12 protein-coding genes are annotated in these 14,310 nt (G+C 55.3%); 7 read left to right on the top strand and 5 right to left on the bottom strand.

The genetic code is table 11. The features are described from left to right. Nucleotides 1-147: 147 nt before the first annotated feature. Nucleotides 148-1,128 (bottom strand): IS5-like element ISKpn26 family transposase, encoded by a 981-nt coding sequence (locus OGV38_RS15680; RefSeq protein ID WP_000019450.1) that lies wholly within the window; start codon nt 1,126-1,128, stop codon nt 148-150. A 618-nt stretch (nt 1,129-1,746) separates the two neighbouring features. Between OGV38_RS15680 and hemB the strand changes: the two genes are divergently transcribed. After that, nucleotides 1,747-2,721, top strand: coding sequence for a porphobilinogen synthase (gene hemB, locus OGV38_RS15675; protein ID WP_286473924.1), 975 nt, complete (start codon nt 1,747-1,749; stop codon nt 2,719-2,721). A 78-nt stretch (nt 2,722-2,799) separates the two neighbouring features. On the opposite strand, the gene tauD is transcribed toward hemB, so the two are convergent. Genes tauD through tauA form a run of 4 tightly spaced genes read right to left on the bottom strand, consistent with a single transcriptional unit; the run spans nt 2,800 to nt 6,219 of the window. After that, complete coding sequence (tauD, locus tag OGV38_RS15670) at nt 2,800-3,651, bottom strand: taurine dioxygenase (RefSeq protein ID WP_049042258.1); 852 nt, start codon at nt 3,649-3,651, stop codon at nt 2,800-2,802. Further along, the gene (tauC, locus tag OGV38_RS15665) at nt 3,648-4,478 is read right to left on the bottom strand and encodes a taurine ABC transporter permease TauC (RefSeq protein ID WP_016155826.1); all 831 of its coding nucleotides are present in this window, start codon (nt 4,476-4,478) and stop codon (nt 3,648-3,650) included. Before tauC ends, tauD begins: the two co-directional genes overlap by 4 nt. Beyond that, nucleotides 4,475-5,242, bottom strand: coding sequence for a taurine ABC transporter ATP-binding subunit (gene tauB, locus OGV38_RS15660; protein ID WP_103928963.1), 768 nt, complete (start codon nt 5,240-5,242; stop codon nt 4,475-4,477). The genes tauC and tauB overlap by 4 nt, the downstream gene beginning before the upstream one ends. 14 nt (nt 5,243-5,256) lie before the next feature. Beyond that, a complete protein-coding gene (gene tauA, locus OGV38_RS15655; protein WP_049042255.1) occupies nt 5,257-6,219 on the bottom strand; it encodes a taurine ABC transporter substrate-binding protein in 963 nt (320 codons plus the stop codon). A 256-nt stretch (nt 6,220-6,475) separates the two neighbouring features. On the opposite strand from tauA, the gene OGV38_RS15650 reads away from it, so the two are divergent. The 6 genes from OGV38_RS15650 to fbpC all read left to right on the top strand — a co-directional run bounded on the left by OGV38_RS15650 (nt 6,476) and on the right by fbpC (nt 14,270). Next, nucleotides 6,476-7,105 (top strand): response regulator transcription factor, encoded by a 630-nt coding sequence (locus tag OGV38_RS15650; RefSeq protein ID WP_029139427.1) that lies wholly within the window; start codon nt 6,476-6,478, stop codon nt 7,103-7,105. Continuing rightward, on the top strand, nt 7,105-8,646 hold the full coding sequence (locus tag OGV38_RS15645) for an MASE1 domain-containing sensor histidine kinase (RefSeq protein WP_286473917.1): 1,542 nt from the start codon (nt 7,105-7,107) through the stop codon (nt 8,644-8,646). Before OGV38_RS15650 ends, OGV38_RS15645 begins: the two co-directional genes overlap by 1 nt. An 85-nt stretch (nt 8,647-8,731) precedes the next feature. Further along, on the top strand, nt 8,732-10,036 hold the full coding sequence (gene uhpC / locus OGV38_RS15640) for an MFS transporter family glucose-6-phosphate receptor UhpC (protein ID WP_016155821.1): 1,305 nt from the start codon (nt 8,732-8,734) through the stop codon (nt 10,034-10,036). Continuing rightward, entirely contained in the window at nt 10,033-11,064 is a 1,032-nt protein-coding gene (locus OGV38_RS15635) for an ABC transporter substrate-binding protein (protein WP_016151983.1), read from the top strand. Before uhpC ends, OGV38_RS15635 begins: the two co-directional genes overlap by 4 nt. Nucleotides 11,065-11,133: 69 nt before the next feature. Beyond that, nucleotides 11,134-13,212, top strand: coding sequence for an ABC transporter permease (locus tag OGV38_RS15630; RefSeq protein WP_202195320.1), 2,079 nt, complete (start codon nt 11,134-11,136; stop codon nt 13,210-13,212). 11 nt (nt 13,213-13,223) lie between these two features. Beyond that, entirely contained in the window at nt 13,224-14,270 is a 1,047-nt protein-coding gene (gene fbpC, locus OGV38_RS15625; protein ID WP_269518753.1) for a ferric ABC transporter ATP-binding protein, read from the top strand. The last annotated feature ends 40 nt before the right edge of the window (nt 14,271-14,310 follow it).

Below are 14,310 nucleotides of genomic sequence, written 5' to 3'. Positions count from 1 at the left end.
GGAAGGTGCGAATAAGCAGGTCATTTCTTCCCAAGCTGACTCGCTGATTAAAATTTCGCGGATCTGGGCCGATTTTTTTCCCGCAAACACATCGAATCAGCCTATTTAGGCTATTTTTTCCACCATTTCTGGCGTTATTTCCGGTTTTTACTGAGATCTCTCCCACTGACGTATCATTTGGTCCACCCGAAACAGGTTGGCCAGGGTGAATAACATCGCCAGTTGGTTATCGTTTTTCAGCAGCCCCTTGTATCTGGCTTTCACGAAGCCGAACTGCCGCTTGATGATGCGAAACGGGTGCTCCACCCTGGCACGGATGCTGGCTTTCATGTATTCGATGTTGATGGCCGTTTTGTTCTTGCGCGGATGCTGCTTCAAGGTTTTTACCCTGCCGGGACGCTCGGCGATCAGCCAGTCCACATCCACCTCGGCCAGCTCCTCGCGCTGTGGCGCTCCTTGGTAGCCGGCATCGGCTGAGACAAATTGCTCCTCTCCATGAAGCAGATTACCCAGCTGATTGAGGTCATGCTCGTTGGCCGCGGTGGTGACCAGGCTGTGGGTCAGGCCACTCTTGGCATCGACACCAATGTGGGCCTTCATGCCAAAGTGCCACTGATTGCCTTTCTTGGTCTGATGCATCTCCGGATCGCGTTGCTGCTCTTTGTTCTTGGTAGAGCTGGGTGCCTCAATGATGGTGGCATCCACCAAAGTGCCTTGGGTCATCATGACGCCTGCTTCGGCCAGCCAGCGATTGATGGTCTTGAACAATTGACGGGCCAGTTGATGCTGCTCGAGCAGGTGGCGGAAATTCATGATGGTGGTGCGATCCGGCAGGGCGCTATCCAGGGATAATCGGGCAAACAGGCGCATGGAGGCGATTTCGTACAGGGCATCTTCCATGGCACCGTCGCTCAGGTTGTACCAATGCTGCATGCAGTGAATACGCAGCATGGTCTCCAGCGGATAGGGCCGTCGGCCATTGCCCGCCTTGGGATAAAACGGCTCGATGACAGCGGTCATATTCTGCCATGGCAGAATCTGCTCCATGCGGGAGAGGAAAATCTCTTTTCGGGTCTGACGGCGCTTAGTGCTGAATTCACTATCGGCGAAGGTGAGTTGATGGCTCATGATGTCCCTCTGGGATGCGCTCCGGATGAATATGATGATCTCATATCAGGAACTTGTTCGCACCTTCCCTAATTGTGAGACTACAAGTTTCTTTTTCCAAGTGTGCATTTGTCATCCCTCCTCAGGGACGTAATATAGTTGATCCATCAATTATCAATGCAAAGAAAACATTTTATGTTTCGCGGGGACGATTATGCGGTTTCACAAAGGAAAGGTTCAATTATTCTTTGCTAGTCGTCCGAAACCGGACAACACTACGAATACTCCCGCCTCTGACACAAAAAACAAAAATACTTATCCTTTCAATGAAATACTGCACAACACACCGCTGAAACATATAATTAATAAATAACTCACCACACACCCAAACAAATAAACAATAAATAAAGAGAAATTATCACCAGCCCTACAGAAATAAACGCATCGATATTTAAAATAATAAAAACAGAAACAAGCAAAATAATGAATATAAATAACTTGCCATAAATGTGAATAAATTGCTCTAATGATTCAGCCTTCCACGATGGAAAATCCAGATATAACGCCAACTTTCGTAAACCACCCACCCTCAGGTTCGGGTATACTACGGCCTTCGATTCCACAAACATCAGGCATACCATGACAGACCTAATCCAACGCCCTCGCCGCCTGCGCAAATCACCTGCGCTGCGCGCTATGTTTGAAGAGACAACACTCAGCTTAAATGACCTGGTGTTGCCGATCTTTGTTGAAGAAGAACTCGACGATTACAAAGCTATCGAGGCCATGCCCGGCGTGATGCGCATTCCAGAGAAGCATCTGGCGCGCGAAATTGAACGCATTGCTAATGCAGGCATCCGCTCGGTAATGACATTCGGCATTTCTCATCACACCGATGACACCGGCAGCGACGCCTGGAAAGAAGACGGTCTGGTGGCGCGCATGTCGCGTATCTGTAAGCAGACCGTACCGGAGATGATCGTCATGTCCGACACCTGCTTCTGTGAATACACCTCGCACGGTCACTGCGGCGTATTATGCGAGCACGGCGTTGATAACGATTTAACCCTTGCCAATCTCGGCAAACAGGCGGTCGTTGCCGCCGCTGCGGGCGCAGATTTCATCGCCCCTTCCGCCGCAATGGACGGCCAGGTACAGGCGATTCGCCAGGCGCTGGATGCCGCGGGCTTTACCGATACCGCGATCATGTCCTACTCCACCAAATTTGCCTCTTCTTTCTATGGCCCATTCCGTGAAGCCGCAAGTACCGCGCTGAAGGGCGATCGTAAAACCTATCAGATGAACCCGATGAACCGTCGGGAAGCGATCCGCGAATCGCTGCTGGATGAAGCCCAGGGCGCAGACTGCTTGATGGTCAAACCGGCTGGCGCATACCTCGATATTCTGCGCGATATCCGCGAGCGCACCGAGCTGCCGATTGGCGCTTATCAGGTCAGCGGTGAATACGCGATGATCAAGTTTGCAGCCCTTGCGGGTGCAATAGATGAAGAGAAAGTGGTGCTGGAAAGCTTAGGCTCGATCAAACGCGCTGGCGCGGATCTGATCTTCAGCTACTTCGCACTGGATCTGGCTGAGAAAAAAATCCTGCGCTAATCACTTTGTTGCCTAATGACGGCTTCGCTTTACCGGACCTACAGGTCGTAGGCCCGGTAAATGAAGCGTCTCCGATAATCACCCCGCCCGAAAAAACGGCTTGTCTCCCAAAATTGTCGCCCGGTGCATAATGCGCCGCAGGGGCAGATAATCCGCATTCGCATAATGCTGCGTCACGCGATTATCCCAAATCGCCACATCGTTGGGCTGCCAACGCCAGCGCACCTGGAACTCCGGTTTAGTGATATGCGCGAACAAAAAGCGCAGTAACGCCTCGCTCTCTTTTTCCGTCACATCGACAATTCGCGTGGTAAATCCTTCATTCACGAACAGCGCCTGCTTCCCGCTCACTGGATGCGTGCGCACCACCGGATGCAGCAGGGGCGGATGCTTTGCCACCGCCTCCAGCCAGCGCTGATGCTCCTCTGGCGTCTGGCGGTATTTATATTCCTGGAAGGATTTACGAAAATCATGCTCTGCCCGCAGGCCGCTCAGCAACTGGCGAAACGGCTCAGATAATGCGTCATAAGCGGCAATCCCGCTGGTCCACAGGGTGTCTCCCCCTGTCGATGGCAGCTCTTTTGCCGCCAGAATCGCGCCCGCTGGCGGCGTGTCGATAAAGGTCACATCGGTGTGCCAGTTGTCGTTATCCGGCGGATTATCGTTATGAGTATCCAGCACGATAATCTCTTCAACCCCTTCGGCATGCGGATAGACAGGGTGAATATGCAGATCGCCAAAACGCAGCGCCAGCGCCCGCTGTTGTTGCGGCGTAATCACCTGCTCACGCAGAAACACCACCTGATGGCGCAGTACGGCGTGATAAAGCTGTTCAAACTGATTATCGCTCAGCGGGCGCGTCAAATCCGCACCGGTGATTTGTGCGCCAATGTTCGGCCCCAGCGGGGTAATGCTCAGACGTTCACTCATTGTACTTCTCCATGCCAGGGCGTCAGGCGGCGCTGAAGCGCGCGCAGACCCAGTTCTAAAATAAACGCGATAACGGCAATCACCGCGATCCCCGCCAGCACCACATCCGTTGCCAGAAACTCACCGGCTGACTGCACCATAAATCCTAAACCTCGCGTGGCGGCAATCAGCTCTGCTGCCACCAACGTCGACCAGCCCACGCCAAGCCCGATACGCAACCCTGTGAGTATCTCCGGCAATGCCCCCGGCAAAATAACAAACCACAGCACCTGCGTACGGCTGGCTCCCAGCGACTGTGCGGCACGCACTCTCACCTGCTGCGCGCTTTTAACCCCCGCCAGCGCCGACATCGCTACAGGGGCGAATATCGCCAGATAGATCAGCAGGATCTTGGAGGTCTCACCAATGCCAAACCAGATCACCATCAGCGGCAAATAGGCCAATGGCGGAACCGGACGATACAGTTCAATGATCGGATCGAGAATGCCGCGCATCGTCGGACTCAGCCCCATAGCGATCCCAACCGGAACGCCGAGCAGTACCGCCGCCAGCAGCGCGATAACAATACGCGTCAGGCTCGCCGCCAGATGCTGCCACAGCGTGGCATCCATAAACCCCTGCGGCCCGGCAATAACCATCAGTTTTTGCAAAACCTGGCCCGGCGGGGGTAAAAACAGCGGACTGATTAACTGCAGCGCCGCCACCGTCCACCACACCGCCAGAATGACGACCAGCGTACCGAAGCTTAAGGTAATCTGCCGCGAGAACGGCCAGCGCCAGTTCAGCGCGCGCTGGCGACGGGGTTTATCATTAATCACCACGCTCATGAGAATGCCTCCCGTTGTTCAAAGACACGACCTAACACATACTCGCGCATGGCGATAAACTGCGGGTCGGACTTAATGCTGCGGCTCGGCTCTCCGGCCACAAAGCGACGAGCGAAATTCAGCGGCAGACGCTCCAGTACCCGGCCAGGGCCTGGCGACAGCAATACCAGCTCCGTTGCCATAAAAACGGCTTCTTCAATATCGTGGGTAATCAACAGCACCTGTTTGCCAGTCTCATGCCACAACTTCAGCAGCAGGGTTTGCATCTGCTCGCGGGTAAAGGCGTCGAGCGCGCCAAAGGGTTCATCCAGCAACAACAGCTGCGGGTTGGCAGCCAACGCCCGCGCAATACCGACGCGCTGACGCTGACCACCAGAGAGCTGCCAGATAAAACGTTTTCCCGCATCCTCCAGCCCAACTTTCTGCAACATCTCCCGCGCGATTCGTTGACGTTGGGGCTTCTCCATCCCCGCCAGTTGCAGCCCGAAGGCCACGTTGTCCTGCACGTTGCGCCAGGGCAGCAGGCCTTCGTTCTGGAACACAACCCCGCGCTCTGCGCCTGGACCTTCAACCTTGTTGCCCGCCAGCATAATGCTGCCATGCTGATACGGCACAAACCCGGCAATCAGATTTAACAGCGTGGTTTTTCCGCAACCAGAAGGTCCGAGTACCACCAGCAGTTCGCCACTATCGAGCGTCAGGTTGATATCTTCCAGCACCGGTTTTCCACCGTAGCTGGCGGCAAGATGAGAGATTTGCAGCATCAGCGCCTCCTTATTTATTGCACGAAGCGATCGGTCACATACTGGCTGTAATCCGTCGCGACGGCGGGGACTTTGCCCTGCTCTTTGAGGAACTGCGCGGTGTCGATAATTGCTTTATTCACCGGGCCGGTTAGCTCAGCGGTTTGCTGTTGTGCCGTCAAATAGGTGTTACCTTTCACCAGGCCCGGCACATCCGCCTCCGGTACGCCACTCAAACGCGACAGTTTGCTGATATTCTCCGGCTGTTTCAGCCATTCATCGGGATTAGCGATATAAGGCTGCTGGGCGTCGATGGCGCTTTTGGCAAAGGCTTTCACCACCTCAGGATGCTTCTCGGCAAAATCTTTGCGCACCACCCACACGTCCAGCGTCGGTGCGCCCCACTCGCCAACCTGCGATGAGTCGGTTAATACCTTGCCATCTTTTTCCAGCGCGTTTACCGCAGGCGCCCAGACATAAGCACCATCAATATCTCCGCGCTGCCAGGCGGCAATAATCGCGGGTGGCTGCAGGTTCACAATCTCCACCTGCCCTGCTTTGATACCCCAGTGTTTCAACGCCGCCAGCAGGCTGTAATGGGTAGTGGAAATAAACGGCACGGCAATGCGCTTACCAATCAAATCTTGCGGTTTACTGATGTTTTTCTTCACCACCAGCGCTTCAGAATTGCCGAGTTTTGACGCCAGCAGGAAAACCTCAATAGGCACCTGCTGGCTGGCAGCGACCGCCAGCGGGCTGGAGCCAAGATTACCGATCTGCACATCACCGGATGCCAGCGCACGGACGATGCTCGCACCGCTGTCGAATTTGCGCCAGTCAACGGTAGCCCCGCTCTCTTTAGCAAAGGTGTTATCCGCCTGCGCCACTTTGGCGGGTTCAGCGGAGGTCTGATAAGCAACGGTGACGTTCACCGCCTGTGCCTGAAATGCGATGAATGCCAGTGCGGCAAGTAGTGCGTTACGCGATGAAATAGCCATGATTGTCTGCTCCCCTGTCTTGTTATGAGGGCAGTATTTCGTTGCGGCATAATTTGATAAAGGAATTAAAAATTCTGGCTAATAGCGATCTGTTTTTAGAAAAAAAGCGGCAATGCTTAGCCCGGAAATGCATTTGATTGCAGGCCGGCAAATTATTGCGATTTTGTTACATTCGTTACATATCCACGCCACGGGGATTGCCAGCGCGGCGCTGGCAGGCATCATAGACGCTATTGTCAGGCAAGAGAGCAAGATCATGATTCATGTTGTGCTGGTGGATGACCATGTGGTGGTGCGTTCCGGCTTTGCGCAATTACTCAGTCTCGAAGACGATCTCAACGTTGCTGGCCAGTACAGCAGCGCGGCACAGGCGTGGCCTGCATTACTGCATGATGACGTCAACGTTGCGGTGATGGATATCGCCATGCCGGATGAAAATGGCCTGAGCCTGTTAAAACGACTGCGGGCGCAAAAGCCCGGTTTTCGCGCCATTATTCTCAGCATCTATGACTCACCCACGTTTGTGCAAAGCGCACTGGATGCCGGTGCCAGCGGTTATCTGACCAAACGTTGCGGGCCAGAGGAACTGGTGCAGGCGGTACGATCGGTTGGTATGGGCGGGCATTACCTGTGCGCCGACGCGCTACGGGCGCTACGCGGCGGCGAACAGCCCGCGCAGGTACTGGAGGTACTGACCCCGCGCGAGCGCGAAGTGTTTGATCTGCTGGTCAAAGGCGACAGCGTAAAAGAGATCGCTTTCAAGCTCGACCTCAGCCATAAAACGGTGCACGTTCATCGTGCGAACGTGCTGGGCAAACTGCAATGCCACAGCACCATCGATCTGGTGCATTTTGCACTCGACCACCAGTTGCTAACGGGGCATTAATGTCACGCAGCCTTCGTCATTGGGTTATTTCTCTGTTTATTCTGCTGGCCTGGGGATCGGGCTGGCTGATGCTGTGGACGCTGGGGTTTTACCTGACCCACAACGGCCAGCAGGCAGCGCTATTCCTGCCGCACGGCGTCTATCTCGCCCTGCTAATCCTGCTTTCTCGCCGTTACTGGCCTGCGCTGGTACTGCCGCCGGTGCTGATGCTGTTCTGGCTGCACAGCGAGCAATTAGTGAATGGCTATATCCTGCTAGTTGCGCCGTTGATTAGCCTGATACCGGCGAGTATCGGCCAGTCATACTGGCACCGCTTCCCTCTTTACTGGCAGCGCTTAACGCTGCTGTTGGCCGCGGTGACGATCACGTCATTGCTCAATACCCTCCTGCTTTCACCGTTTATCCAAAGCCCGACAACGTTAATTGGCCTGGCGTCGTTTACCGGCGGCGTGCTGCTGACGCCGTTTGTCTATCTGATCTATGAATTTCTGCGCCAGCAGCACCGCTATCATTTGCTCGGACTGGATACCACCAATCCCCCCCTGCGTACCTCGCTTATCATCTGGTGCAGTCTGTTTTTCATTATTGGCATAGGTACCCAGATGGTGCTGTCACCTGAGATCGAGCGCCTGCTGCTAATCGTAGTGTTCTTACCAAACGTGGTGATGGCGTGGAAATTTGGCTGGCAGGGCGGCGTGTTGTCCGGACTGCTCGGCAGCATGATGATCACCATCGCCCGGCAAATCGGCGTCGGGTTCAGCAATTTACTGGAGCTGGAGATTTTCCTCGCCACCCAGGCGCTGCTGGGCATAGGGCTGGGGATCGCTATCAGCCGCCAGCAGCATCTGGCGCAAAACCTGCACCATTATCGCCAGCGTCTGGAAGCCGAACTGGCAGCGCGACGCGCGCTGACCGAACAACTGATCCGCACCGAGGAAAATACGCGCAAAAGCCTGGCGCGGGAGCTACACGACGAAATTGGTCAGAACATCACAGCCATTCAAATTCAGTCGCAACTGGTCAAGCGCGCGCCGGGTCGCGAGCAAACGCTTGAAGCGGCAAATCAGATCAACGACCTTGCCCGGCGCATTCACCACTCCACCCGCCAACTGCTGCGCCAGCTACGACCGCCCGCGCTCGATGAACTGGCCTTTAAAGATGCACTGCATCATCTGGTGAATGAATTTGCCTTTGCCGAACGCGGCATTCGCTGTTGGTTTGACTATCAGCTTGAAAATACGCCAGAAAATGAAACGGTGCGTTTCACACTGTATCGCCTGCTGCAGGAGTTGCTCAATAACGTCTGTAAACATGCCGACGCCAGCAAAGTGTCGATTACGCTGCGCCAGCAGGAACACCGCGTGTTTCTGCACGTCGCTGACAACGGTGTAGGTATTCTCGCAGAGAAAATCCCCGGGTTCGGTATCCAGGGGATGCGTGAGCGGGTCAGCGCCCTTGGCGGCGAACTGACGCTCGAATCGAACAACGGCACGCGGGTAATTGTTAACCTGCCCACAAATTTGCAACAAATCAGCCGTTAACCAGGAAAAAGTCTTAGTCACTGCGGACTTTATCTCATCCCATTTTGCTTTCACTTTCCTATAGTCAGCACAAACGGAGGCTGCCATGCATGCACGTGCATCACGCGAAACAGACCAACAATACCGGGCGCTACGCCCCCGGCTGCTGATGTGTATGGTGATTGGGTACGCCGCGTTTTATCTGACGCGCAAAAGCGTTAACTACGTCCTCCCGGCGCTGCAAACGGATCTGGGTCTGGATAAAGGCGATATCGGCCTGCTGGGATCGCTGTTTTATCTGACCTATGGCCTGTCGAAATTCACCGCCGGGCTATGGCACGACAGCCACGGACAGCGCGCGTTTATGGGCATTGGCCTGTTTGCCACCGGCGTTTTAAACGTGCTGTTCGCCTTTGGTGAATCGCTGACGCTGCTCCTGGTGGTCTGGACGCTGAACGGATTTTTTCAGGGCTGGGGCTGGCCGCCCTGCGCCCGACTACTGACTCACTGGTACTCGCGCAACGAACGCGGCTTCTGGTGGGGCTGCTGGAATATGTCGATCAACATCGGTGGGGCCATCATCCCGCTGATTAGCGCCTTTGCCGCCCACTGGTGGGGTTGGCAGGCAGCCATGCTGACTCCAGGAATAATCAGCATGGCGTTAGGCGTCTGGCTCACCCTGCAACTGAAAGGCACGCCCCGGGAAGAAGGCTTACCCACGGTTGGGGAATGGCGGCAAGACCCGCTGGAGTTGCGTCAGGAGCAGCAAAGCCCGCCGATGGGACTGTGGCAAATGTTACGCACCACCATGCTGAAGAACCCGATGATCTGGCTACTCGGCGTGTCATATGTGTTGGTCTATTTGATCCGCATTGCGCTCAACGACTGGGGCAACATCTGGCTGACGGAAAGCCACGGTGTGAACCTGCTCAGCGCCAATGCCACGGTAATGCTGTTTGAAGTCGGTGGCTTGCTGGGGGCGCTGTTTGCCGGATGGGGATCGGATCTGCTGTTCAGCGGTCAGCGTGCGCCAATGATTTTGCTGTTCACACTGGGGCTGATGGTCTCCGTCGCCGCGCTGTGGCTGGCACCGGTGCACCACTACGCGCTACTGGCAGTGTGTTTCTTTACCGTGGGCTTTTTTGTGTTTGGCCCACAGATGCTAATTGGCCTCGCGGCCGTGGAATGCGGACATAAAGCGGCGGCAGGTTCAATTACTGGTTTTCTCGGGCTGTTCGCCTATCTGGGGGCCGCGCTGGCGGGTTGGCCGCTGTCGCTGGTCATAGAACACTACGGCTGGTCGGGAATGTTCAGTTTGCTCTCGGTTGCCGCTGTCTTTATGGGGTTATTGCTGATGCCATTGCTCATTGCGGGCATTCCCCCTTCTCTCAGTCAAAGGATAAAACAATGAAACTGACGCTTACCTCTACCCTAATTGCCTCCGCTCTGACGCTGGCAGCCTTCAGCAGTGCAGCTCAGGCGCAGGGTCGTCTGGTGGTGTATTGCAGCGCCACCAACGAAATGTGCGAAACCGAAACCAAAGCCTTCGGTGAAAAATATGATGTGAAGACTTCATTCATTCGCAACGGCTCAGGCAGTACGCTGGCGAAAGTGGATGCCGAGAAGAAAAACCCGCAAGCGGATGTCTGGTACGGTGGTACGCTGGATCCACAGTCCCAGGCCGGTGAAATGGGGCTGCTGCAGCCGTATAAATCACCAAACCTCGAACAAATCATGGAGAAGTTTCGCGATCCGGCAAAAGTGAAAGGCAACCTCTCCTCGGCGGTTTATGTCGGTATTCTGGGCTTTGGCGTCAATACCCAGCGCCTGAAAGAGAAAAACCTACCGGTGCCAAAATGCTGGAAGGATCTGACCAAACCGGAATACAAAGGCGAAATCCAGATTGCTGATCCGCAAAGCTCCGGTACCGCCTATACCGCACTGGCGACTTTTGCCCAACTGTGGGGGGAAGATCAGGCCTTTGACTACCTGAAACAGCTCAACGCCAACGTCTCCCAGTACACCAAATCCGGCATTGCCCCGGCGCGTAACGCCGCCCGTGGCGAAACGGCTATCGGCATCGGTTTCTTGCACGACTACTCGCTGGAAAAAGAACAGGGTGCACCGCTGGAACTTGTCTCACCGTGCGAAGGTACCGGTTATGAAATCGGCGGTGTCAGCATCCTGAAAGGCGCGCGTAACCTCGATAACGCCAAACTGTTCGTTGACTGGGTACTGTCGAAAGACGCGCAGGAGCTGGCGTGGAAGAAAGGTAAATCCTATCAGATCCTGACCAACACCACCGCCGAGACGTCCCCTAACTCGCTGAAGCTCGACGACCTGAAGCTTATCAATTACGACATGGATAAGTACGGCTCGACCGACGTGCGTAAAGCCCTGATCAATAAGTGGGTCAGCGAAGTGAAGATGGGTAAATAACCCCAGATTTGCGTTCATTTGCCGGATAAGGCCTTAACGCCATATCCGGCCTGAAATACCGGAACCGCTATGTCACACACACTTGCACTCCATCCCGTGAAAAAACGGGATGCGATATTTCTTTGGATTTTACTCGGCTGGCTGGCGTTTGCCCTGCTGCCGAGCTGGAGCCTGGACTACGGTCTGCTTGAGTCGACGCGCGAAGAAATTCTCGCCGCCTACAGCTGGTCACAGTTCAATATCAGTTGGCTCTGGTATCTGCTGCCAAGCCTGCTGCTGGTGCGCCCGTTCCATGAAGCCAGACGCGAACAGCGCAGCCGCCATTATTTTGACGCGGGCTGGGCGTTTTTCTGTATGGCGTTTATCGTCGCCAGCGCGACTATTGAGGGACGCGGCTTAGGCTATGCCACCATCGTGCTGTTTGTGGCACTTGGCGCGATCATGACCCTGGCGCTCACCCGTCTGGAATGGCTGGGCGGCGACCGTTTCGTCATCGGCTCGCTCACCGCGATTGTCGCGCTGATCGGTATTTTTATCGTCTGGCCAAGTATCGCTATTTTCATTCCGATGTTCACCAACGACGCCGGGGAATTTGCTCCGCTGGCGTTTATGAATGTGCTGTCGCAGGCGCATATCATTCAGGTGATCCTCAACTCGATTATGCTGTCGATTGCCGTCGGCGTCGGCTGTACCTTCTTTGGCCTGGTGCTGGCTATCTACACCACCCGCATTGCGAAACGCAGCGCCATTATCGGACGTATTTTCTCGATTCTGCCGATCGTCACCCCGCCGTTTGTTGTGGGTTTAGGCGTAACGCTGATGATGGGACGCTCCGGTTACATCACCGAATTTATGGTCGAATGGTTTGGTTTGACCAACACCAACTGGCTGTACGGTTTTACCGGCATCTGGCTGGCGCAGGTGCTGGCCTTCACTCCGATGGCGTTTATGATCCTCGACGGGGCGATCAAAACCATTCATCCGTCGCTGGAGGAGGCGTCATACACCCTGCGCGCCAGCCGCTGGCAAACCTTTAACGGCGTGTTTGTCCCGCTGCTAAAACCGGCACTGGCAAACGCCTTTTTAATTGTGGTGGTGCAGTCGCTGGCCGACTTCAGTAACCCGCTGGTGCTTGGCGGTAACTTCGATGTGCTGGCAACGCAAATCTACTTCTACATCACCGGTTCCCAGCTCGACTACCAGGCCGCCAGTACGCTGGGTGCCTTCCTGTTGCTGTTCTCGCTGCTGGTGTTCTGCGTGCAGTACATGTGGATTGGTAAACGCTCGTACGTCACCGTTTCTGGTAAATCCTATCGGGGCGACGTGCAGCCGCTGCCGGTAACGCTGGTATGGAGCGTGGTCGCGCTGCTGGCGGTGTGGATTGCCTTTAACGCCCTGCTCTATGGCAGCATTTTCTACGGCAGTTTCACCGTTAACTGGGGCGTGGACTACACCCTGACGCTGGCGAACTTTACCAAACTGTTCGGTCAGGGAATGAGCGACGGCGCGTGGCCTTCACTGCTCGACACCCTGCTCTACGCCGGGATTGCCGCGCCGATCACCGCTATCTTCGGCCTGCTGATCGCATGGGTTGTGGTGCGTCAGCAGTTTAAAGGCAAAAAGACCATCGAGTTCACCACTATGCTGTGCTTTGCCGTTCCGGGCACCGTAGCGGGCGTATCGTACATTCTGGCCTTTAACAGCGCCCCGGTATACCTCACCGGCACCGCCGCCATCGTGATTATCTCAATGGTGATGCGTAACGTCCCGGTCGGTATCCGGGCGGGCATTGCGGGCTTAGGCCAAATCGATAAATCGCTGGATGAAGCCTCGCTCAGTCTGCGCGCCGGTTCCCTGCGCACCATTACGCACATCCTGTTGCCGCTGCTGCGCCCGGCGATCCTCTCAGCGCTGATCTACAGCTTTGTGCGCGCCATTACCACCGTCAGCGCCATTGTGTTCCTCGTCACGCCGGATACCCGCGTGGCCACGGCCTACATCCTGAACCGCGTAGAAGACGGCGAATACGGCGTGGCGATTGCCTACGGTTCCATTTTGATCGTGGTGATGCTGGCGATTATTTTCATCTTTGACTGGCTGATCGGTGAATCACGTACCTCCCGTTCAAAAGCCAAAAACCAGGCGTAATGGAGCGCACTATGACTCAGAAAAATTTCGTTGAACTGCGCAACGTCACTAAACGATTTGGCAGCAACACGGTTATCGACAATATCAATCTCACCATTCCGCAGGGGCAAATGGTCACGCTGCTCGGCCCGTCCGGCTGCGGTAAAACCACCATCTTGCGTCTGGTTGCCGGGCTGGAAAAACCAAGCGAAGGACAAATTTTCATTGATGGCGAAGACGTTACCCATCGTTCTATTCAGCAGCGCGATATCTGTATGGTGTTTCAGTCATATGCCCTGTTCCCGCACATGTCGTTAGGGGAGAACGTCGGTTATGGCCTAAAGATGCTCGGCGTGTCGCGCGCGGAGGTGAAAACCCGCGTCAAAGAGGCGCTGGCGATGGTGGATCTGGAAGGATTTGAAGACCGCTTTGTCGATCAGATCTCCGGCGGTCAGCAGCAGCGCGTGGCGCTGGCCCGTGCGTTGATCCTCAAACCGAAAGTGCTGCTGTTTGATGAACCGTTAAGTAACCTGGACGCCAACCTGCGTCGCAGTATGCGCGACAAGATCCGCGAGCTGCAAAAGCAGTTTGATATCACCTCGCTGTACGTCACCCACGATCAAAGCGAAGCCTTTGCGGTTTCCGATACCGTACTGGTGATGAACAAGGGACACATCATGCAGATCGGCTCGCCGCAGGATCTCTATCGCCAGCCCGCCTCCCGCTTTATGGCGAGCTTTATGGGCGATGCCAACCTGTTCCCGGCCACCTTCAGCGACAGATACGTTGATATCTACGGCTATCATCTGCCGCGCCCACTGCACTTTAGCGATCAAGGCGAGGGCATGGTAGGCGTGCGCCCGGAAGCGATCACGCTCAGCGACCGCGGCGAAGAGAGCCAACGCTGCGTAATCAGCCATGTCGCGTATATGGGCCCCCAATATGAGGTCACGATGGAGTGGCACGGACAGGAGATTTTATTGCAGGTCAACGCTACGCGTCTGCAGCCGGACGTCGGCGAGCAGTATTATCTCGAAATCCATCCGTACGGCATGTTTGTGCTGGCGGATGCGGCATAAAGTGTTACCCATGTTTCCGGTTCATACCGTATCGCCATCT

Source organism: Citrobacter sp. Cb080 (assembly GCF_030334745.1).
Lineage (GTDB): Bacteria > Pseudomonadota > Gammaproteobacteria > Enterobacterales > Enterobacteriaceae > Citrobacter > Citrobacter braakii.
This window is presented reverse-complemented; position numbering and strand designations above follow the sequence as displayed.